Source organism: Peribacillus loiseleuriae (assembly GCF_001183985.1).
Classification (GTDB): Bacteria; Bacillota; Bacilli; order Bacillales; family DSM-1321; genus Peribacillus; species Peribacillus loiseleuriae.
In genome coordinates this window covers 39,479-61,267 of sequence record NZ_LFZW01000002.1, presented here as the reverse complement: position 1 = coordinate 61,267, position 21,789 = coordinate 39,479, and the positions used below count along the sequence as shown (strand labels likewise).

Annotated in this window: 22 protein-coding genes, 4 pseudogenes and 1 other annotated feature; of the genes and pseudogenes, 15 read left to right on the top strand and 11 right to left on the bottom strand. The window is 35.8% G+C overall.

The genetic code is table 11. The annotated features are described in order from the left end of the window. Positions 1-16: 16 nt before the first annotated feature. The 4 genes from AC625_RS24005 to AC625_RS23990 all read left to right on the top strand — a co-directional run bounded on the left by AC625_RS24005 (position 17) and on the right by AC625_RS23990 (position 3,279). On the top strand, positions 17-817 hold the full coding sequence (locus AC625_RS24005) for a dimethylamine monooxygenase subunit DmmA family protein (protein ID WP_049683943.1): 801 nt from the start codon (positions 17-19) through the stop codon (positions 815-817). 24 nt (positions 818-841) lie between these two features. Further along, positions 842-1,795, top strand: coding sequence for a PDR/VanB family oxidoreductase (locus tag AC625_RS24000; RefSeq protein WP_049683942.1), 954 nt, complete (start codon positions 842-844; stop codon positions 1,793-1,795). 84 nt (positions 1,796-1,879) lie between these two features. Then, positions 1,880-2,683 (top strand): helix-turn-helix transcriptional regulator, encoded by an 804-nt coding sequence (locus tag AC625_RS23995; protein ID WP_049683941.1) that lies wholly within the window; start codon positions 1,880-1,882, stop codon positions 2,681-2,683. Between the two features lie 260 nt (positions 2,684-2,943). Further along, positions 2,944-3,279, top strand: a complete 336-nt coding sequence (locus AC625_RS23990) for a metal-sensitive transcriptional regulator (protein ID WP_049684046.1) — start codon at positions 2,944-2,946, stop codon at positions 3,277-3,279. Between the two features lie 358 nt (positions 3,280-3,637). Here the strand turns inward: AC625_RS23990 and AC625_RS26235 are convergent, their stop codons facing one another. Next, positions 3,638-3,772 carry an FbpB family small basic protein gene (locus tag AC625_RS26235; protein ID WP_082191313.1) on the bottom strand — a complete coding sequence of 45 codons (135 nt, stop codon included), beginning with the start codon at positions 3,770-3,772 and terminating at the stop codon, positions 3,638-3,640. A 64-nt stretch (positions 3,773-3,836) separates the two neighbouring features. Beyond that, a pseudogene (locus AC625_RS28040) lies at positions 3,837-5,360 on the bottom strand (IS3 family transposase). A 467-nt stretch (positions 5,361-5,827) separates the two neighbouring features. On the opposite strand from AC625_RS28040, the gene AC625_RS23970 reads away from it, so the two are divergent. The 3 genes from AC625_RS23970 to AC625_RS27110 are packed head-to-tail and all read left to right on the top strand — an operon-like array spanning position 5,828 to position 6,653. After that, positions 5,828-6,346, top strand: a complete 519-nt coding sequence (locus AC625_RS23970; protein WP_053178207.1) for a flavodoxin domain-containing protein — start codon at positions 5,828-5,830, stop codon at positions 6,344-6,346. Between the two features lie 13 nt (positions 6,347-6,359). Further along, on the top strand, positions 6,360-6,518 hold the full coding sequence (locus tag AC625_RS26230; RefSeq protein ID WP_082191311.1) for a Fur-regulated basic protein FbpA: 159 nt from the start codon (positions 6,360-6,362) through the stop codon (positions 6,516-6,518). Continuing rightward, on the top strand, positions 6,519-6,653 hold the full coding sequence (locus AC625_RS27110) for an FbpB family small basic protein (protein WP_156187678.1): 135 nt from the start codon (positions 6,519-6,521) through the stop codon (positions 6,651-6,653). A 106-nt stretch (positions 6,654-6,759) separates the two neighbouring features. On the opposite strand, the gene AC625_RS23965 is transcribed toward AC625_RS27110, so the two are convergent. The 5 genes from AC625_RS23965 to AC625_RS23945 all read right to left on the bottom strand — a co-directional run bounded on the left by AC625_RS23965 (position 6,760) and on the right by AC625_RS23945 (position 12,202). Beyond that, positions 6,760-7,191, bottom strand: coding sequence for a ribbon-helix-helix domain-containing protein (locus tag AC625_RS23965; RefSeq protein ID WP_049683939.1), 432 nt, complete (start codon positions 7,189-7,191; stop codon positions 6,760-6,762). Beyond that, the gene (locus tag AC625_RS23960) at positions 7,163-7,957 is read right to left on the bottom strand and encodes a ParA family protein (RefSeq protein WP_180320165.1); all 795 of its coding nucleotides are present in this window, start codon (positions 7,955-7,957) and stop codon (positions 7,163-7,165) included. The genes AC625_RS23965 and AC625_RS23960 overlap by 29 nt, the downstream gene beginning before the upstream one ends. A gap of 717 nt (positions 7,958-8,674) precedes the next feature. After that, positions 8,675-9,310 (bottom strand): RNA polymerase sporulation sigma factor SigH, encoded by a 636-nt coding sequence (gene sigH / locus AC625_RS23955; protein WP_425415496.1) that lies wholly within the window; start codon positions 9,308-9,310, stop codon positions 8,675-8,677. Between the two features lie 869 nt (positions 9,311-10,179). Further along, positions 10,180-11,031, bottom strand: a complete 852-nt coding sequence (locus tag AC625_RS23950) for an aldo/keto reductase (protein ID WP_049684043.1) — start codon at positions 11,029-11,031, stop codon at positions 10,180-10,182. Further along, positions 11,015-12,202, bottom strand: coding sequence for an MFS transporter (locus AC625_RS23945; protein ID WP_049683936.1), 1,188 nt, complete (start codon positions 12,200-12,202; stop codon positions 11,015-11,017). The genes AC625_RS23950 and AC625_RS23945 overlap by 17 nt, the downstream gene beginning before the upstream one ends. A gap of 167 nt (positions 12,203-12,369) precedes the next feature. Between AC625_RS23945 and AC625_RS23940 the strand changes: the two genes are divergently transcribed. The 3 genes and pseudogenes from AC625_RS23940 (at position 12,370) to AC625_RS23930 (ending at position 14,771) form a co-directional block, all read left to right on the top strand. Continuing rightward, positions 12,370-12,735: a winged helix-turn-helix transcriptional regulator gene (locus AC625_RS23940; protein WP_049683935.1), complete on the top strand. Its 366-nt coding sequence runs from the start codon at positions 12,370-12,372 to the stop codon at positions 12,733-12,735. Positions 12,736-13,174: 439 nt separating this feature from the next. After that, positions 13,175-13,409: a binding site (T-box leader), on the top strand. A gap of 59 nt (positions 13,410-13,468) precedes the next feature. Beyond that, positions 13,469-13,695: pseudogene (locus AC625_RS23935) on the top strand (amino acid permease); the annotation flags it as partial. 38 nt (positions 13,696-13,733) lie between these two features. Beyond that, a complete protein-coding gene (locus tag AC625_RS23930) occupies positions 13,734-14,771 on the top strand; it encodes a PTS sugar transporter subunit IIC (protein WP_049683933.1) in 1,038 nt (345 codons plus the stop codon). A gap of 373 nt (positions 14,772-15,144) precedes the next feature. Here the strand turns inward: AC625_RS23930 and AC625_RS23925 are convergent. Next, a pseudogene (locus AC625_RS23925) lies at positions 15,145-15,625 on the bottom strand (IS66 family transposase); the annotation flags it as partial. After that, complete coding sequence (gene tnpA, locus AC625_RS27100; protein WP_425415495.1) at positions 15,600-15,749, bottom strand: IS66 family insertion sequence element accessory protein TnpA; 150 nt, start codon at positions 15,747-15,749, stop codon at positions 15,600-15,602. The pseudogene AC625_RS23925 and the gene tnpA, both read right to left, overlap by 26 nt. A gap of 108 nt (positions 15,750-15,857) precedes the next feature. Here tnpA and AC625_RS23920 point away from each other — a divergent pair. Further along, a pseudogene (locus AC625_RS23920) lies at positions 15,858-16,058 on the top strand (IS4 family transposase); the annotation flags it as partial. A 161-nt stretch (positions 16,059-16,219) separates the two neighbouring features. Here the strand turns inward: AC625_RS23920 and AC625_RS23915 are convergent. Next, a complete protein-coding gene (locus tag AC625_RS23915) occupies positions 16,220-17,536 on the bottom strand; it encodes a helix-turn-helix domain-containing protein (protein ID WP_245645126.1) in 1,317 nt (438 codons plus the stop codon). 3 nt (positions 17,537-17,539) lie between these two features. After that, on the bottom strand, positions 17,540-18,874 hold the full coding sequence (locus AC625_RS23910; RefSeq protein WP_049683930.1) for an amidohydrolase: 1,335 nt from the start codon (positions 18,872-18,874) through the stop codon (positions 17,540-17,542). Positions 18,875-19,095: 221 nt separating this feature from the next. Between AC625_RS23910 and AC625_RS23905 the strand changes: the two genes are divergently transcribed. The 4 genes from AC625_RS23905 (at position 19,096) to AC625_RS28280 (ending at position 21,724) form a co-directional block, all read left to right on the top strand. After that, complete coding sequence (locus AC625_RS23905; protein ID WP_049683929.1) at positions 19,096-19,608, top strand: flavin reductase family protein; 513 nt, start codon at positions 19,096-19,098, stop codon at positions 19,606-19,608. A 72-nt stretch (positions 19,609-19,680) separates the two neighbouring features. Continuing rightward, positions 19,681-21,144, top strand: a complete 1,464-nt coding sequence (locus tag AC625_RS23900) for a 4-hydroxyphenylacetate 3-hydroxylase family protein (protein WP_049683928.1) — start codon at positions 19,681-19,683, stop codon at positions 21,142-21,144. A gap of 24 nt (positions 21,145-21,168) precedes the next feature. Then, positions 21,169-21,432 (top strand): nucleotidyl transferase family protein, encoded by a 264-nt coding sequence (locus AC625_RS28285; protein WP_049683927.1) that lies wholly within the window; start codon positions 21,169-21,171, stop codon positions 21,430-21,432. Between the two features lie 52 nt (positions 21,433-21,484). Continuing rightward, a complete protein-coding gene (locus AC625_RS28280; RefSeq protein WP_049683926.1) occupies positions 21,485-21,724 on the top strand; it encodes a nucleotidyl transferase family protein in 240 nt (79 codons plus the stop codon). Positions 21,725-21,789 lie beyond the last annotated feature (65 nt).

Sequence of the window (21,789 nt, the reverse complement as noted above, 5' to 3'; positions counted from 1 at the left end):
AAAGGGATGAGGAAAATTGAATACAATTAAAGGGAAAATAATACAAGAAGAGAATTCATTTGATCAAGGTTATGTAGCAGAAGTAAAATTGCATGCAGGTTCTAATTCTCAAATGATCGGCTTTGCGAACCAAATTATATGCAATAAGAATAGGTTCAAGCTTCCTGTTTATTTGGTTGAGACGGGTAAACAGGAAGGAACATATCGCCTTTTAATTAATACAACAACTTACTCAGAAGAAAAAAGAGAACGATTAGTAGAACAGCTTAGAGACCATGAATTCGAGTTAGTAGTTGAGGAAGACCCATACTTTGAACTTCATCATGGTTGCCAAAAAATGCTGCTTTTTATTGATCAATCGGCCCTTTTTGTAAATCTAGCGGAAATTGATTTTCTATCATTAAAAAATATAGAGTTCAATGTTTTTGTGATAGCTGAAGAAAAAGATCCTGTTTTGGATTATCTTCAACACAAGCATGGCAATAACATTAAAATTCTATCTTCTTTTACTGCTGATAATATACAAGCCGTACTAGATCAACAATTAATTGGTACAAAACTGTTTATATCTGGAGACTGGCCCTTGGTACGAGATGTAAAACAAGCTGCATACGAAGCAGGGTTTACAGATGCTGAAATTCAAACTAAAGAGATTGGAAAAAAAGAGGAAAAAGTGTATTGTGTCAAATGTTATAACCACAATGAGAAAACAAACAGCAGCGAAATAAAATGTGAACATTGTCATACAGTTCTAGACGTTTCTAATCACTTTTCAAAAAGACTGGATGCATACCTAGGCTATATCCAGGTTGTCTAAGTTTAGAAAGGAGAATCTACGAAAATGACCACTGGTACAATTGATGTTATCGTCGATAAAATAACCATTGAATCGCCATCGGTTAGAAGTTTTCAGCTAAAAGCAGCAGATGGTTCTACCTTGCCACGTTTTAGCGGTGGGGCCCATATTACGACAAAGATTCAGAGTGAACAAGCCCTCTTTGAACGCCATTATTCATTAACAAATGATATCGATCAAAATGAATACTATCAAATTGCTGTCGGCCGAAACACAAACTCGCGAGGGGGGTCTGTTTATTGGCATGACTCTATAAAAGAAGGGGATCAACTAGAGATTAGTTATCCGAAAAACCATTTTCCTCTTAGCTTTGGTGCTAAACATCATGTTTTTATTGCTGCTGGTATTGGAATAACGCCGTTTCTCGCTATGGCGTCTCATTTGAAAAAGCAAGGAAAAACGTTTGAATTACACTATGCAGCTCCTTCAAAAGAATTGTGCGCGTTTTATCCTTTTCTGTCATCTGTTTATCCAGAAGAGACTCACTTCTACTTCTCAAGAACGGATCGAAGAATGACAACGGAAGTGATGAAAAACCAACCGATAGGCACTCATGTTTATTTTTGTGGAACGGAAGGAATGGTAAAGGAGTTCGCAGAAGCTGCAAAAATATACGGATATCCCGAAAGCAGTATTCATTTTGAACTTTTCACACCGCCGGATTTTGGCCCATTGTATGCGTTTGAAGTGGAATTGAAACAAAGAAACCAAATTCTTCAAATTCCTGAAGGAGCAACTTTGTTAGAAGTTTTGTTGGAAAATGATATTGACGCACCGTATTCTTGTAAAGTTGGCGGATGTGGAAGCTGTCAAGTGAATGTGCTAAAAGGTGAAGTGGATCATAGGGATGTGTTCCTTACAGATGAAGAAAAGAACGAGGCAAATGTCGTTTTGACATGTGTTTCACGAGCAAAAGGATGCTTAGTTTTGGATTTATAAGTTCTAATGAAAATCTTTTTAGTAATAATCATAAAATGCTAGTACACAGTATGGAACGTGTATAAATCAGGGGAGTGCGACATAATGAAAGCCCTTACCTATTTCCCGGCTCAACCCGAAGTCCAGTATAAGATGGATCATTATATCGAGCAAAGACCAGTAAACCGTCTCATCGGTAAAGATATTGCCTTATATTATCAATTTAAAACTCAAAAAGAAACCATAAATCCTTTTGCACTTATACCTGATGGTTGTTTTGACTTGCTATTTTGTTGTTGTCCAAAAAAACCAACTATCTTTCTTTGGACCAGTCCACTCGAGCGGAGAGAGCAGCAACTTGATTTTCAAGAAGGCTGTGAATATTTTGGTGTTAGATTTCAGCCTGAGCAGGGGCTTCTGAAAATAAATTATTCAATGAGGGATCTTTTAGGTAAAAAAATCCCTTTAGATGATATTATATCTGTAGATCCATTTCTTATGGAGCAAATATTACATGCAACTAGCTTTGTTGAGAGAATACGTCTATTCGAAGTATTTGTTAATAGCATATTGACTCCTCGTAGTAGTTGCAATGTTGTGAGATATTGCATTGAAAAAATTTACTTAGCAAATGGGAACATAAGTATTAATGATTTAACGGAAGATACTGGATATTCAGATCGGTATATTCGCAAGAAATTTGCAGAGGCTATTGGCTTTTCGCCAAAGCAATTTAGTGAAATTGTTAGATTCCAAAATTCATTAGCTATGATTTTTGAAAGCAATCACCATAATCTAGCGGATATTGTGTATCAAAATGGTTATTATGATCAAGCCCATTTTATTAAGGGATTTAAAAAGTTTGTACATGTAGCTCCAACTCAATTTATAGGAAGTCTTTATCAGTAAAAAAGTTTGAAACGTACGGTCAAATAAAAAATCATTGACGATTCCTTGCTAAAAGTTGGACATTCACTTGCGGTCAACTGTGAAACTTGGACCGTCTATACATAGCATGAATCGAAATATTCAAAAAGAACCTGATTTGTTATCAAGGGGAAGTCAGGACGCAATTAAAGCTAATGGGGTGACTTCTTTCGCCAGTGGAACTATATAGTAACGGTGGGGTAGGATCATATATACAAGGTGGATGAGAAATGGAGAAAGAGATGAAGGAGAATGGTCATTCTATTAAAGAAGAATGCTATGTAACCTCCACTCAGAATAGAAAAAGTCACAATTCTGAAACAGTAAAAAAGAATTTAACGACACGTTTAAATCGCATAGAAGGTCAAATTCGAGGAATTAAAGGTCTGATTGAGAAGGATACCTACTGTGATGATGTCATAACACAGATAGCAGCAACTCAAAGTGCCTTAAATAGTGTTGCTAAAATTTTATTAGAAGGCCATCTGAAAAACTGTGTAGTAGATCGATTGAATGAGGGCGATACGGAAGTTATTGACGAGGTATTAGTAACCGTTCAAAAGTTAATGAAACGATAAGAGACGTGAATAAAGTAGACGTTCTCACATGAAATAGTAGTAGATTGTCTTTGGGGCATCATTGGCTCATTATTATGGAAATGTAAGATCGTGTTGCTAAAGTGAACGTCGATTTTCGATAGTGAATAAGTATCAAAAGAAAACAAACATTTCTGGAAGGGAATCTCACCCTTGTATGTCTTTCCAGAAATGTTTGTGTGTGAACCAACTTGAAGAGTAAAACCCTAAAACGATCGTCTTATGAAACAAGGCCTTCCAACGCTCATATTTGCACAATACTTCTTACATCATTCTAAGAAGCTTACCTACTGTGGAATTAAACGAAATAGAATTGTATATCTTACAAAAGCTAGCTGAATTAAGCTAGCTTTTTGAGTTCATGGCGTTGTTCTAACCTTATTTCAATTTTTTTGATTACTTGTTTATCATTAAGCAATTCTTTTTTATTTTCTTGTAAGAGGTCTTGAAATGATTTCTTATTAAGTTTCTTCAACACGAAACTCCTTTCTTTTCTTTCTAAGAAAAATCCACTTATCTAAATAATGAACTGCTCCCTGTCAAGTAGACAGCGGTAAAAATGCTTTAAGCCGTTCAATCTGTTCGTTATTGTAAAATTGGATATAACCATTTAGCGCCTGTTGTAACGCTTCAAACGTCTCATACTTATGTAAATCATACTTTTCACACTTCAGCGTTCCCCAAAAAGATTCCATTGGTCCATTATCAATACATTTTCCTACACGTGACATACTATGAATCTTTCTTTTAAATCCATGTGATGTATATTGATAACCACGATCGCTATGAACCAATGGTTGTTCATCGCATTTTAATGTGGCGATGGCTTGATCCAATGTCCGAAATACCCATTGATTATTAGTGGAATGACCACATATATAACTAATAATGGAACTGTCGTCAAGATCTAAGATTGCACTTAAATAAGCTTTCTTTCCATTTCCTAATTTGAATTCCGTGACATCCGTTACCCATTTTTCATTTGGCTTACTTGCAGTAAAGTCACGGTTTAATAGGTTTTCAGCGACATGTTGTGCTGGAGAAGAAACATGTCGTTTTCTTTTTTGACGGATCGCGGACTGTAATCCGGCGATTTGCATTAACCGATAAATACGTTTGTGATTGAATGTTTTCTTCCAATGGTGATTAATATTTAATGTTATTCTTCGATAACCATAAATACCCTCTACTCGTACATAAATGGCCCGGATATCTCGAAGAAGCGCTTCATTTTCTAATTCCCTAGCTGTTGGCTTACGTTGTAGCCACTTATAATAAGCAGCACGAGATATTATACCCGCAACTTTACATAAAAGGATCAATGGCAGACTTTCCTTTGTATGTAACTCTTGAATGGCTCTATATTTATTTTGTAGATGAACGCTTGTTAACGACGCCTCCTTTCGAGTTCCTCTAACTTTTTTAAAAAGGCATTTTCTGCACGTAATCGGTCATTTTCACGTTCTAAATGTTTCATGTCCAGCTTAAATTTTTCTTCAGCTGTTAATTCATACTCTTCTTTCTTTCGACCACGTTTATCTTGAAGTGCTTCTTCACCATTCGCTTCAAATTTCTTGACCCATTGATACACAAGTTGGTAAGAAACTTGTTTCAGCTGTGAATAGATAGTTTTTTTGATGTTGTAGACAGTAATTCACAATCTGGATTCGTTCTTCTAGCGTCGTTTTTCTACTATTTGTCATAGAGTTTGTTATTCCTTTACTAGTATCGTTTAATTCTCTATGATTATTATCCTTTTTAATCCACTTTCTCAAAACCGACGTACGAGATAATTTGTATTTTTGACTGCCTTCCCTTAAAGAATATTTACCTGATAGATAATCAGTGAAGGCAGCTAACTTTAACTCTTTCGAATAAGGATTCTAAGAAGCTGCTTCTTCCAGACTGTCTTCACCATTCACTTCATATTTTCTTTTCCACTCTCTAATAGTCCTGGGATCAACAGAAAATTTAGCGCTAATATCGGCTATTGAATGATGACCATCTTTATAAAGGTGTAGAATGGCTAATTTCTCAGCTTTAGAATATTTAATTCGAGCCATAAAAAATACTCCCATTAGATAAACAGATTTTATTTTTTTATCTGTCTACCTAATGGGGAGCATATCATAATAAAAGAATTCTGTTGTCTTTATGTGACAATAATTAAAGAATTGTGTAAATTATTTATGTTTTTGAGGGGAGTTTAGTCTTTTTGAATTTGATCGTTCTAAAAATCATATCGTCAAAACAAGCGGAATTATGGCAAGTACTGATGAATATTCAATAGCGTTACGTTGGAAGATTTGCGAGAGGAATTATTTCTCAAATTATTTTGATGCGGTTGCTATGTTTAAGTTTAGCTTTACTTTGATTTAAAAAGCTAAATCATCCACATCTATCTGTTTTTAAATATAAAACAGATTCTAGGTGATTATTGATAAAGACACAATTAATTGACAATGAGAATCATTTTCATTTATACTGAAATGTATATTGAAAAATATTCTCAATTAGGCAGGTGGGTTTGATGAAGGTATTCATTGGATATATCAGTTTATCTGGTAATACAGAGAAAATGGCTGTAATCATTAAGGATAGATTGGCTGCTTGTGGGTGTGAAGTAGAAATGGAAAGATTGGATACGATAGAGGCGGATACTTTAAAGGGCTATGATTTGGTCTTGATTGGTTCATATACATGGAATAAGGAAGAATTGCCGTATGAGGCAATGGAATTTTATGAAGAACTCGGACAGGCAGACGTTCATGGAGTAAAAGCGGCATGTTTTGGCTCCGATGATTTATCTTATGAGAATACGTATACAGCTATAGATATGTTATTGGAAAAAATGAAGGATCACGGGGCATATGTATATGAGGAAACTTTAAAAATTCATCAAAAGACTACTACATATAACCAAATAAAGATGTGTGAAAACTTTGCTGATCAAGTTCTTATGTGGGGTAATAAACGGAAGAAATGGAGATTATTTTCGAGACGTCGTGTGCTGAACATCCCTCATTATGTGAAGTCTGCATCTTTATGAAGGAGGATTCTTCATGATGAATCAAACAAATATAAATGAAACACTAAATAAAGAAGAGTTGATTCAAGAACTATTGAAAAACGGAATTTATAAAAAATATGATAAGCAGCTATATGAACTTCCATTTGTTGTTCTTGAACAAGAATTCAACCATGTAAGAGGTGAATCGTAATTGTATCGAAAAAGTAAATATTTTAATGAACTGGTCAAAGAAAATCGGGAACGTTTGCTGGGTGATAAAAATGAGTTGGAACGAATTTTTAAAAAAATAGATCAAAATGCAGCTCTTACATTAAAAAAGAAATAAATAATAACACTATATAATGGAGTTCAAACGAAACGCGGAAAACAAGGTTTTCCGCGTTTTAGCCTTATTTGCTTAATACTGGCCACTTTGTTTTGTACTTGAAAAGTTAATTACTTTTTTCTAAAACATCGTAGTCTTCCAATAATTTTCTAATTGCTTGGTTAATAAGTTTAGACTTGTCCCCTTTTTCTCCTCTAGCTGCAATTTTATCTACTTCAATAGCCAGGTCAGCATCCATATAAAATGAGGTGAAGACTTTCTTCGGCTTTTTCTTAGGTATCTTTTTTCCAGACGCTAAATTTCTAAAGTAATCATCATCGTCTTCATCATTAACAATAACAACATTGTTATTATTGACATATGTTTCAATTTTGATGTCAATTTCATCGTCTTTTTTATTGTTGTTTGCGACAACATCTTTGTTCTCATCATTAATGTTAATTTTGTTATTATCTTTCTCTATATCATATGAATTAAAGAACGCCTGAGTAGCATTTGGCTTTTTTATCTTATCTTTGAGGTTGTTTTTGCTGGACACGTTTTTTCAACTCCTCTACAAAGGGATTGTAAAACTCTAATGCGTTTTTCAGTTCTGAATTTCTTTCAAATCCTGATATAGCTATCCGTCTAGTGGATGCTTTTCTTCGTACTATCGTTTCAAACTTTAGGTTAGGATAATCTTCTTCGATGGCTTCCTGCATAACTTCATTTTCTTTAGCTCTAGCATCAATTAGGGAAAATAGAATTCCAGCAGTTTTTAAAGTGGGGTTATATCGTTCTCTGGCCCCATCAATGATCTCTAAGAATTTTGGAATAGCATAATATGCAAATATCGAACCATCGAACATAATAACAGCATAACTACCAGCTTCTGAGTATGTACTTAAAGGCATGACGGTTTGTTCGGATAATGCGGGTGGTGTATCAATAATAATCCAATCGTAATCCTCCATAACAGGTTGGAGTGCTTTTTGTAAAGCATCTAAATTCAGGCCTTTTTCAAACATTTTTCTAGGCAACGTAGCTAGGAAATCGTTGGAGGGGATTAAATCTAAATTCTCTTTAATTTTTATGATATAAGAACGTGAGTCCTCATTTAAAATGGCTTCTAAAATGGTCCTTTGTTCAAAGGCATTGCATATGTCATATTCGCCAGTCAAAAAGCTCGTTAAATTCCCTTGTCCATCCATATCGATGGCCAAAACTTTTTCCTCTTTACTTAATAGATAAGAAGTAATACCACTGCTAGTCGATTTGGAACAGCCACCTTTACTAATTCCAAATGTTATTATTTTTGCTGTCAACATTAACACCTCTTTCAATAAATACTTTAAAGGTTTTGGAATCCTATTTAACTATAAACAGATCAAGAAATCTCTATATGAATTGTTGGTTTCTATCATACAATATATGATGTAATATACTGAATTTTCAATAATAAAGCATATGTTAATATATATATTAACATATGCTTTATTATTATTGCTATTGTTGAAAGTTTAATTAAACTATGTATTCTGGTAATGGAAGTGAGATTCTGTCAGATAATTTTTGTGAACGAGTAAAGTAGGTCAGGGGTAGGATTATTGGAAGTGAAGGTAGTACCAGTAGATAGTCAAGATATCATTAGGAATACGCTGTGAGTTACATACATATAGTATGTATATTTTATGTAATACAATTATTAATGTTGAGATTTATAACATATATATTGACATATATGTTGAAAACTATTTTAATGTATATGACTATAATCATAATTAATAATAAGGTTATAAAGACATGCGCATATAAGAGGTTTATTCGGATGAAATAATTCTAGCCTTTTTTAAGTCTGATCATTTCCGTAATCCATCTTCAATTAAAGCGCCTGATTGCGGAATAAGTAAAGTACAATTTCCTTGTCTGCCTATTTAACAAATGGGCAATGAAAAAACCACAGAAACTGCTTTGGCCTTCCAAGCAATTTTTGTGGTCGGAATTAACAACGTTTTCAATTTTCACAAAAACAAACGAGGTTATCAGATTGCCATTCTTATCCTTAAATGCTGTTCAAGTTTTCTTTTTACTCGTTGGAGAGCATTATCAATCGACTTTACATGCGTGTTTAGTTCTTCAGAAATTTCCACATATGATTGTCCATCCATATATAACGTCAACACTCTTCTTTCCAAATCACTAAGCAATTCGGCTATTTTAAGATCTACATCATTAGCTTTTTCTTGATTAATGATTAATGCTTCCGGATTCGTTATTTCTTCTCCGGATATCATATCCATAAGCGTATAGTTGGATTCTTCATCATAAAGGGGCTTGTCCAGAGAAACATACGAATTTAGAGGGCCGTGCTTTTGACGAGTAGCCGTTTTGATCGCCGTTATAATCTGTCTAGTGATACAAAGGTCAGCAAAAGCTTTAAAAGAGGTCATCATATCCGCTCTAAAATCACGAATCGCTTTATATAAACCAATCATTCCCTCTTGAACAAGATCTTCTTTATCTGCGCCAATTAAAAAGTATGGTCTTGTCTTCACACGAACAAAATTATGATATTTATTAATTAAAAAAGTCAATGACTCACTATCTCCACTATGAGCCATCTTTACTAAAACTTGATCTTCCAATTTGTCGTAATTTTTAATTATTTGTACTCCCATGTTTGCGCTCACTCATATCCCTCCGCAACTCAATTGAGTTCTGATGTTTAATAAACTGATAGATTGTTTTTCACTAAAGGAAAGTAAACTCATATAGAAATAATAGATTCATTATGAAACTAGCGCTTGTTTAATTCAATTTATTATCTCTTAATCATTTATCTATCAAATTAGTAGTATAAAGGACAACGAACGAAAACGCTGTCGGAATATGGCAGAATAGTTTAATAAGTAAAAAATTTATTGTTTATTAAAAATAACACTGTTTTCTATTTCAGAAGTCAAGCTGAGCTTAATCTTTTTAAAGAACTTTAAAAGGAGATACTACAATTTAAGTAGTGTCTCCTTTTACGTTTTTATAAGTGAATTTTAATGACTTTATTATTCCTATTCATATCTATGTTAAATATTGGACTTATTGTTAGGATATTTATTGACCCAAGCAAATTTATATAAGTTTCTTATTCATAAATAATATTGTTACTAAAATACGATTGTAACACGCTTTACTCAAATGAACGGGAGATTTGGTGAAAGTAGATTTAATTTGTTTTAAAAGTTCTCATCATGTTTTAGTTATTCCATTAAAGGGCCATATTGTTGGTGCGAAATGTTCCTGGCTCAAATGAAATGTGGTCACACAATTTCGGTAAGGGCCAGGCAGTTTTAGATTTCTAAAACTGAAGGGTTATGTCGAGGAGTCGAATGAGGAAGTAACGCTCTGAAAGGATCCCCCTGCGTCGAATAGCACGTTGTTTAGTCTTGTCATGACGAAATAGGAAGTATCAATCTTGCTCATTTCAAAGAAATAGGCCAAACACACCCAGCAGATTGAAAGCTAGGTGTGTTTGGCATTGATACAATATATTTTAAAAATTAAATACATCCGGATCTGGACCGCATCGAAGATTTTCGTTTAGTGCATCGATTTGTGCCATTTCTTCAGAAGTTAGTTCAAAGTCGAAAATATTTATATTTTCTTCAATGCGTGATTCTGTCATAGATTTTGGAATCGTCACAACTTGATGCTGTATATCCCATTTTAAGACGATTTGTGCAACTGACTTGCTGTGACTTGATGCAATGCTTTGTAACGTTTCATCTTTTAAAAGTTCACCGTTCATAAGTGGAGACCAAGCTTCAACATGAATGTCATTCTTAGCACAATAGTCACGTACCTCTTGCTGTACTAGGCGAGGATGGAATTCAATTTGATTGATAACTGGTATAATTTCTGTTTCTTTAAGTAAGTTTTCTAGGTGATGAACTTGGAAGTTACTTACACCAATTGAACGTACGCGTCCTTCTTTATAAATTGTTTCAAGTGTTTTATAAGCCTCTAAATATTGATCTTGGCCAGGCCAGTGGATTAAGTATAAATCTAAATAATCTAATCCCATTTTAGTTAAGCTGTCATCATATGCTGCAAGTGCAGCTTCATAATTTAGGCCAGCATTCCATACTTTTGATGTGATGAAAAGTTCTTTACGTGTAACTAATCCTTCAGAAATGGCTTCTCTAATTCCTTGTCCTACGCTTTCTTCATTACCATAAATTTGAGCAGTATCGATGCTACGATAGCCTTTTTTAATCGCTGTTTTAACAGCCTCAGCAAGTGCAGCCCCATTTTCTACACGGAAAACACCGTAGCCTAACAAAGGCATTTTCAATCCATTATTTAATGTAGTTGTTTGTGAATTCAATTTAAACACTCTCCTCATTTTTTTCTTGTTTGACACAAATGGCCACCAAAAAGACAGCTATAATAACCATAATACCTGCTATCCACGTTGTATGGATCAAACCAATTGACTCTGCTATGACACCACCTGCATAAGAGCCAATAGCAATACCAGCATTAAATGCAGCAATATTAATGGCCGAAGCAACATCAACTGCGCTTGGTACAAAACGTTCTGCTAAAATTACAACATAAGCCTGTAAACCAGGAACGTTCATAAACGCAAAGAGCCCCATAAACAAAATTGTAATTAGCCCAGCTACTTTAAATGGTACGGTAAAGTATAGAATAAATAACACAATCGCTTGTACAACGAACATATAAAATAATGCACGAATTGGATTGTAATTAGCTAGTTTACCACCAATTGAATTACCAATTGCAACTGTTAGTCCATATAACAAAATAATCAGTGTAACAGTTTTTGCCGTAAATCCTGATACTTCCTGCAATAAAGGTGAAAGATAAGTAAAGACGACAAATGTTCCACCATACCCTAATGCCGTAATGATGAACACTAATACTAAACGGCCATTTTTCAATAACTTAAGTTGTTCACCAAAGCCAGTTTTAGTTCCTTTTTGAATTGAAGCAGGTACTAAAATGATATTGGCAATAAAAGCAAGAACCCCAATTACAACAATAAAGGCAAATGCCATGCGCCATCCAAATTGCTGACCGATTAATGTCCCAAAAGGAACTCCGGTAATGGTTGCTACAGTTAAGCCAGTGAACATAATAGCAATCGCACTTGCACGTCGATTTGCTGGAACAAGACTTGCAGCTATAGTTGAGCCTATCGACATAAATACACCATGAGCTAATGCTGAGACGAGTCTAGCTACAAGAAGTACACCAATTGTTGTAGAGAACATGGCAATGCTATTACCTAGAATAAAAACTAACATAATGCCAAGGAGCAATTTTTTCCGAGGCATATGTGCAAGTAGCGATGTTAAGACAGGTGCGCCAATCATTACACCTAAGGCATAAACGGATACTGTCAAACCTGTTACTTTGACTGAAGTTTGTAAATCCGCTGCAATCATTGGTAGTAAACCAACGCTTATAAATTCAGTTGTCCCAATGGCAAAAGCAGTCACTGCCAGCGCAAGTAGAGCCTTAGTATTTGTTTGCTTCTGTTTTTTCATAGAATCTCCTTCTGTCTTTCAGTGTGCAATTACTTGCCAAATGTTCCGGAACAAATGCTATTATGAGACATGTAAAACAAAAAGGAAAGTACGTACTTATTTGTAATATAGGTACCTTTTGGTTCCTGCATACACATGTTTTTATTAAAGATTAGGGGTTATAAAGGATGGAAACGAAGAAAAAATACAATATTTCAGTTGAAGCTACACTAGATGTCATTGGGGGGAAATGGAAATGTGTTATTTTATGTCATCTAACACACGGTAAAAAACGCACAAGTGAACTTAAAAGACTTATGCCAAATATTTCACAAAAGATGCTGACACAACAATTGCGAGAGTTAGAATGTGATGGTGTCATTAACCGTATTCTTTATCACGAACTCCCACCAAAAGTAGAGTATGAGTTAAGTGAGTACGGTAAAAGCTTAGAGCCAATTTTGACCTCACTTTGCAATTGGGGTGAGGATCATATTATTAAAGTATATGGGAGTACTGAGGGATATTTAGAGGATAATGGGTTGAATGATTAGTTCAAGGATAAGGTGATGAGTATTTAAAGAATGAAAAAACATAAGATGTGGCTGTCCAAAAAGATTTTTTGGACAGCCATTAGCTTTTTTAAAGGCATTTCAATTAAGATTTTCGCTTGTTTTTTATCTGCAATAAGAAGCTCCAGGCCTTCTTCAACGATGTTCTCTAAGTCAATTTTTTTCGTCACTTACTTCAATAGGGAATATATTAGGTGGACATTTTGTAAACAGTAATCCATTACGTGCTTTATTTCCCATTTTATAAGATTCTCGTTCAAGTAACAGGTGGGTTAATTTGTGTATAGAGTTTAGAAAAGCCATGTCCAAATTTCGTAAAATACTTCTATATTGAAAGTTATTTTGAAATATAAGGTTGACAGAATTAAAACAAGCCAGTATTATCTTGGATAACAAATAAAATGTTTTTAATATAATTTTAGAAAACGCAAAGAATAGGAGTAGTAAAAGCTCATTATTGGATGGAGAGAGCTGCGGGTTGGTGCAACGCAGTCCAATAAGACTTTGAACTTGCCTAGGAGTGGTAAAGTAAATAGAATTGATAGACTATTCTATTTACTTTAACGATTAACCTTCGTTACCAGGTTTTTAAGTAGGGTTCATGAAGAACCAATTAGAGTGGTACCGCGGTTTGCTTAAGGCATATCGTCTCTTCCTTCATCATCAGATGAAAGAAGAGACGATATGCCTTTTTTTAATTTTAGGAGGTAAGAAAATGGAAAATGACAACCAGAAATTACAGAGAACAATGACCTCACGTCATATTATGATGATGGCATTAGGTGGTACCATTGGTGCAGGATTATTTAAAGGAAGTAGTGCAGCCATTGATATGGCAGGTCCGTCGGTACTTATTGCGTACTTAATAGGCGGTATTATTCTATTATTTGTTATGCAAGGTCTAGCAGAGATGCAGTTCGCAATAGCGATGCAAGAACCTTTAGTTTTTTTCAACATCAATGGGATTGGGGATTATTATAGTGAAAGAGTTCGTTGATAAGTTATTGAATGGAATTAGTATTGGAATTGTAGTTGCCCTAATTCCAAATGCTTTACTTGGAGAAATACTTAAGTTATTAATTCCTCATTTTCCTGCATTACAGCAAGTATTCGACATCACCGTATTTGTAATGAGTTTGTTACCCATAATGATTGGCGTAATGGTAGGAATCACGTTTAAGTTGACGCCTATTCAAACTGCAAGTGTAGGGATTGCAGCAATGGTCGGCAGTGGGGTTATTCAAAAAAACGCTGAAGGTTTAATTACCCTCGATGGGATTGGAATTGTGATCAATACAGGAATTACGGCTGCGCTAGCGGTTTTGTTCGTTCAATTACTTGGCGACCGATTAAAAGCCTACTCTATTCTTCTGATGCCGACCTTAAGTATTTTAGTGCCAGGTATGATTGGGCTTATGCTTCTTCCATTAACGACACGTTCTACAGGCATACTAGGTATTGCTATTTCAAATTTGACTTCATTACAACCAATCGTAATGGGCGCAATTATTGCAGTTATTTTCTGCATTATGATTCTGTTACCCATTTCAACAGTAGGTATGGCAACTGTTATTATGCTTTCAGGTATAGGGGCTGGGGCTGCTAATCTCGGAATAGTTGCAGCAGGTGTGGGTTTTGCAATCGCTAGCTACAAAGCAAACTCACTCGGAACCGCATTAGCTATTGTTTTTGGTACCCCTAAACTTCAAATGAAAAATTTTTTACTGAAACCTAAAATTGCTTTTCCAATGGTGATTACAGCAGCTATTCTCGGCGCATTGGCAGGTTTGTTAAATATTCAAGGCACACCTTTTAGTGCCGGTTTCGGTTTGACAGGATTAGTTGGACCGTTGAATTATATAAATTTGGCTGAAGGTGGATGGACAGCTAAAAATATTTCAATCATGCTAAGCACGTTCTTCATTCTTCCGATAATCATTAACCTAGGCTTAATCTACGTTTTCTCTAAAAAACTAAAAATGATTAAAGCCGCGGATTATAAATTAGATTTCGATTAATATATAAAGAGCGTGTTCAAAAAGTCATGCCTTTCATAAAAAAACAAAAACGCACCTTCGTGAAAAACGGAAAATGGGAGTGACTAAACAACCCAAAATGCCATTATGCGAGGTGCATTTTCATGGAATTAACATTGACAAAATGTATACGGTTGTATACAAAGAAGGGTGATTTATAATGAGAAATGAAGACTTTAAGGATTTTAAGAAAGAGGGACGTCATAGTGGTGATCGTTACAGAGGAGAAGATGGCTCACAACAACATGGACCAAAAACCTTTCGCCGAGGTAGGGCAATTTCCTTTTTAGAGAGGATGAATCTTAAGCGTTCGACCATTATGCAACAGTTAGATAAATCAGAGTTTCAATCTATTCATCCAATTTTTGCGACCAATCACGAAGGGCTTTATGGCGCGTTCACTTCGATTATTATCGATTTCTAAGCGTCCGTCCTGTAAAAACATTGTTAGACGTGGCCACTGGTTTCGGCAATATTTGATGGCTTGTCCCAGAGCACTTTTGGGTGTGACGCGTGAACTTTGCTTTTGTACCCATGTTGAAAAAGCATCCAGCACAGGTTGACTACGTTCAAAACGTTCTTTTTGGCGTTCATCAAGACTGACATCCTTTAATTTTCGCTCGATGGCGAATAATTGATTACAAAATTGGAGTCCTTCTTCAGCGGCGTAAGGTGTTTCTTTATTCTTTGCTTCCGCAGGTAGCGCAGTGAGTGCTTTGTCAAATTTTCTGCGTGCATGTGCCCAGCACCCCACCAGTTTTACCTTCGGTAAATCATTGATAGCCATTCACATGTAGGGATCCTTCAAAGCTAGAAAGGAAGGCTTTCGGATGTTTGTGTTTGGTAACTCTTGTTTAGCCATGTATACATACTTTGGACACTGATATCGTTTGCAGAACACCAGGCCGAGACGCTGGATTCCTCATTCGCTTTAAATGCTTCAATTCGCGCCTGCCACATGGCTCGCCGTTCGTTTTTTGTCATGAAAAAACCTCCTAACCATTGATGTTAATGTGATTATCACATAACACGAAAGAGGTTAGAAGGTGGGGTGTGTTTGACGCTTACATTTATATGATTAAGGACTACTTTCCGTTACTGTTTGAGGCAATGGCTAGTAGCACAAATGAACTTGTAAAGATTCTTCATCGCCTCTATCAATTGCTTAAGAAAAATGGACGTAAATGTTATCGGTATAAGAAGAAGACCGTTTTTGATATTCTAGGAGTAGTGTACGAAAAGACAGTAAAGCATAAACAAGCCGCTTAGCAAAAAAATCACATTTTAATAGGTTTCTTTGGCATGCCTACTGTTTCATCACTCGCTCGTTTTGAAACAAGGGTCATTTCGTACCGAGTCATTTCCATCGTTAGCTTGATGGGCATGTGTCTGTACCCCATAGCGAAAATATTATTTTTCGCTTAAAAAGCTTATTCAACGTCGCTATTAACCCTATAAATCTTTCTTGGCCTACCTTTCGAGGTTGGGGCTTCATCGCCGATGATTTCTGCAATTCCTTGCTCGGCTAAACCGTTAAGAATACGACGTGCATTTCGAGGTGTCATTTTGAGCCACTCTGCGAGAATGGATGCGGTGATTGAGTTATTCCCAGCCCTTTTTTGGACGGACAAAATTTTATTAAATGTTGTAATGGTTACACCACATTGTTTCAGTTTATCACTTATTTCTTTATTCTCGGTCCAATAGCTAAAAGAAATACTTTCCTGTTCCTTAAGAGGACCCTCGATGATTCCGTTATCCTTTACAAGAAAGGCACAGAAAGAACCGTAATGTTTTGCATGATTTAAAGCGATGCGAGCGTTCTCTTCAGCAATTAAAGCCGTTTCTCCATATCCAATGCCAACGTTTGCTGGTAATTCGGTGATCAAAGCGAGATTTTCTAAGAGATCTCCCACTTGTCGTCCTGTTTTATTTAAAGAACCTCTTGTTGAAAAAATCAGAAATACTCCAACCCCAAGTGTTACAAAGGAACCGTAAATAGATTCGGAAAAGTTTAAAACAGCAGCTTGCAATTCTAGGTTTAATCGATGTAAATCATAAGAAATCGTGTGATGATTCGTATCTTTATTTGATTCCTCTATTTTTACTAATAAAATCGCAATTTGTGATTGTTTGAAATGTAAGGTTTCCCATTGTTGAAGTGCTGATTTTAATGTTTGACGAATATTGGCACGTGTAGGAGTGACCCGATAAATCGGGATTCCTTTAGCCTTTAGATGTTCATATACGAAATTTAAACAAGTGATACATACGTCTACTTTTTTTTGATTAAAAAGGTTTTCATGAAAAGAGATAATTTCTTGAACTTCTGTAAATCCTGGATACTCATATAGGTAAATATTTTCATAGATAAAATCTAGGTCATGATACGTCTCGTAAACATCATTTTTTTCGAGTAAATCAATGCTAGCACGGTTAAGGCTTTTTTGATCTTTATACTTAATTTTAATCAATTCATTCGTTAAACTTGTTCCATTTAACTCTAGATAGAAGAAAGGTTTTTTTGATGTACTTTGTTGGGCTGTTACGTAAGGAGTAACCCCTGAAAAGATCCAAATGTCGACCAAGTGTTGGTTGGTTTCTATAATATCAATTGTTTCATCGGAACTTTTGTATATAAATGGAAGGTAGTCCAGTTTATCTGAATATTCTTTCGCAATATCAGATATCAACATGACTGTATCTTTTGGGCCGACAATACCTGCTATTATTTTTATATTGTTCACCACCTAACATTGGGGGTTGTATATCATTCTATTAGTATTATAACTCACCGCATTATAAGCGCAAAGAGTGAGTGTCTTTACTGCGATGGGTATTACATTTTCATCGATGTCGAACTGTTCGTTGTGATGGCCGGCGGAGAGTGTGGTTCCAAACACGATATAAGCCGCATGACCACCTCTTTCTTTCACATGTGAGATCATATAGGTTGCGTCTTCAGAACCGCCTAATTTATACGAGTCTTGAATGGTGTGAATTTCATTAATATGTTTAGCTTGTTGACTAATAAAGGAGATGAGTTCTTCGCTCGATTCAACACTTTTTGCTGCACCAACAATATCTATATTTACTTCAACTTCATACATATCAGCCGCGGATTGAATGATTTGTAATGCTTTTTGATACATGAAGTCGTTAATGGAGGTTGTCTCTCCGCGAACTTCGACTTTGAAGATTGCCTGATTAGGAATAATATTTCTACCGTTGCCAGCTTGTAAAAATCCGACATTCACACGAGAGTAACCTTCACTATGTCTTGAAATAGCGTGTAGATTTAGCGCTGCTGTTGCTGCGGCGAGTAGAGCATTTTTTCCTTGTTCAGGTCTAGCACCAGCGTGAGAGGCCTCACCTGTATATGTTACATCGAACTTAGTTGTGGCCATGAAACCGAGATCACCACAAATTAATTCACCAAGTTCGGCTTCAAAACCAACGTGAATAGCAATAAAGATATCGACATCGTCTACCACACCCGCAGTAACCATGGATTTCGCGCCTCGTACCCCTTCTTCAGCTGGCTGGAAAATCAATTTAATTATCCCTTTAAGTTGATCTTTGATTTGAGAAAGGACGTAAGCAACCCCTAATCCAATCGAAGTATGGGCATCATGGCCACAAGCATGCATCATATTAGCATTAATGGAAGAGAACCCTTCTTTCGTTGGTCGGTGTTCATTGGATAAGGCTTCTTGAATATCTAAAGCATCCATGTCGACGCGAAAAGCAATCGTTGGACCAGGAAGACCAGTGTCGAGAATTCCGACCACTCCAGTAAATCCACCAGAGAATTGTTCCACCCATTCTGGATCAGCTCCCTGAGATAAGGCGCGCTTTTTCTCTTGCTCGAGTACTTCTGTTTTAGGAACCCCCATTCTATCATCTTCATTGATGACATCTCGGCCCACGTGAACTTCATATCCCCATGAAAGGAGTTTCGACGCAACAATGGATGCTGTACGAAATTCCACCCACCCAGATTCCGCGTGTTTGTGAAAATCTCGGCGCCATTTGATTAATGACTGATAAATATTTTCTGTTAACTTTGATAAATGTTCGATCATCTTCTATCTCCTTTAACAAAATGAAATTTTAAGAGTTAATAATCTGGTTCGATATTTATCGTAGATTTCCTTTTCTATTTACAAAAAAAAGAAGGTTGGTAAAAATATTTGAATTTTCTAAAAAATATGTTGACTCCATCGTTTATCTTCAGTTATATTTTATTTAAGGAACATATTAAGAATAATTCCATAAATAAGTGTGGAAGGAGGAAACATGTTATATGAGTTCAATTTCTTCAAAAGATTATCAGTCGTCACAATTAGTCCATCACGAGGTATTTAGAAATGTCATTAGTCATTTCACCAGTGGAGTATCGATTATCACAGTAAGAGAAAATGACATAGATTATGGGCTTACAGCTAGCGCAGTTTGTTCGGTATCTCTTGAGCCTCCAATGCTGCTTGTTTGTGCTAATAAAAATACAGGAACCCGTCATGCTATTTCAAAAGCAGGTTCTTTTACTGTCAATATTCTTGGAGAAAATCAGGGAGAACTTGCGTTACAGTTTGCTAGATCTAATACGGAAAAATTCAATGATGTGGAAAAAATCTATGGGGAACTTGGTAACCCTGTTTTAAATAATAGTCTTGCCCAACTTGAATGTCGAGTGGTTGAGGAAGTGATGGGAGGCACTCACTCCGTTTTTCTTGCCCAAGTTCAAAATGCTCATGCTTCTGAAGGGGATCCACTAGTATATTTTAAAGGAAAGTTTGGCCAGTTTAAGCAATCTTAAAATAAAAGATAAGGATTATTGAAAGCCCTTTCAAATTAGAAAATTAAACGATTAAAAGGAGGAAGTTTTTTTATGGCATTGATGACAGGAAATCAGTATCGTGAATCCTTGAATGATGGAAGGGAAGTATACGTTGATGGAGAAAGAGTGACGAATATAGCTGAACATCCAACGTTTAAGCCGATTATTGATGTAAAAGCAAGAATGTACGATTTAGCCTATGAACCACAATATAAAGAAGCAGTTACAGCACGATTAGATGACGGTGAGATTGTTTCTAGAGGATACAAAGCTCCTAAAACAAAAGAAGATCTAACAGCCATCCGTAATTATGTTGAAACGGTTCTTGATGATCTTGGGGGTGTCGTTTACCGAGTCGGCGATGAAACCATTGGAGAAATGTGGTCTTTATATGATGCGAAAGATAAATTAAAAGAAATAGATCCTACTTATGCAGAAAATATTGAACACCATATTGACCGTATTGCTAGAAAAGATGTATTCCATGTCTCTGCCAATACAGATCCAAAAGGAGATCGTAGTAAGTTGTTTAGTGGAAAAGATGGCGGAACTTTGCTTCACGTTGTTGAAGAAAATGATAAAGGGATTGTCGTAAAAGGTGCGAAATTTGAAACAGCCGCAGCTTATGCTCACCAGGCTTTCGTTAAACCAACGATCTTAAACTGGGAAGCTGGAGAAGAATCAATGGCTCCCTTTGCTTGTGGATTCATTGCAGATATGGGTGCACCAGGATTAAAACATATTTGTCGTACATCCCTTGGAACAAATAAAGATAGTACCGATTATCCGATTGCTACTAAATTTGAAGAAATTGATACATTACTTATTTTTGATCATGTACTTATTCCGTGGGAAAATGTATTATTCCATCGCTCTTTAGCATCTGCTGCTTACATTCGTTCAACATTACATCGTTATTCGGCCTTCAACTACGTCCTCAGAGTATTAAGAAGAGCAGATTATTTACTAGGAACAGCATTATTGAATGTAGAACAAACAGGTTTAACAAAACTCCAAGCAGTAAAAGAAAAAATTTCGCAACTTATTAATTATCGTGAAGGCATTAACGCTCATCTAACAGCGGCCGTTGCTAATGCAGAAGTTAGCCCAGGTGGTTTAATGATGCCAAATCAATCACTTCTATATACAGGTCGAGTATTTGCATTATCTAATTTCCCAGCGATGGCTCATTTAACAAGAGAGCTTGTAGGAGGGCAATTAGCAGTTACACCAGATTCTACTACTTTAGCAGATCCAGCTATTCAAAAATATGTCGATACGTACTATTCTGTAGGTGATTGGAGTGCAGAAGAAAGAGGGAAATTATTATACTTTGCAAGAGATCTTTTAAATTCTTCTTATGCAGGACATAGAACAACCTTCGAATTATTTGCACAAAGCCCACCATTCGCTCAACAAATGGCTGTTTTCAATAGTTTTGATGCGGAAGCGCAACGTGAAATGGTTCGAAAAGCAGCGGTTTTAAAACCAGCTGTATCTCTAACTAGCCTTTAAAAAAGATAGGAAGGGGAAGATTTATTGAACATTCATACACCAGGTACTTTACAGCTTTCTGCATCTGTTCTAACGATCGGTGCTCTTGATGGTATTCATAGAGGGCATCAAGCATTGCTGTTAAAAGCAAAAGAGCGGTCTGTAAAGCTAAGAGTTCCGTTTGTTGTTTACACGTTCGAACCTCCTCCGAAAGTATACTTTAAAGATTGTCAGCAGTTAATGTCAGTAGAAGAAAAACTTCAACGTCTTGACATGCTAGGGGCTGACTTTGTGATTGTAGGTATTTGACGAAGCGTTTACTAAAAAAGAAGTTCCAGAATTCATTACCGAATTAAAAGAATTGAATCCAGTTGAAGTATGGGAAGGACCTAACTTCTTATTCGGGAAAGGTAGAAAAGGAACGATAGAAGTATTATGTCACCAATTTAAAGTAGAAGTATTGCAGCCCTTAACATGTGAACATGGTGAAATGATTTCAACCTCACGTATTCGAAAGCTGTTGGAAATAGGAAACTACCAACAAGCAGAAAAGTTATTAGGAGAGGAATGTTTACCATCATTTAAGGCTGTCAAAATTTAAAGTTTTTTAAATGATCAATTGAGTGAAAAATAAAATGATCAGTGCAGCAAAGATGCAGTACTCAT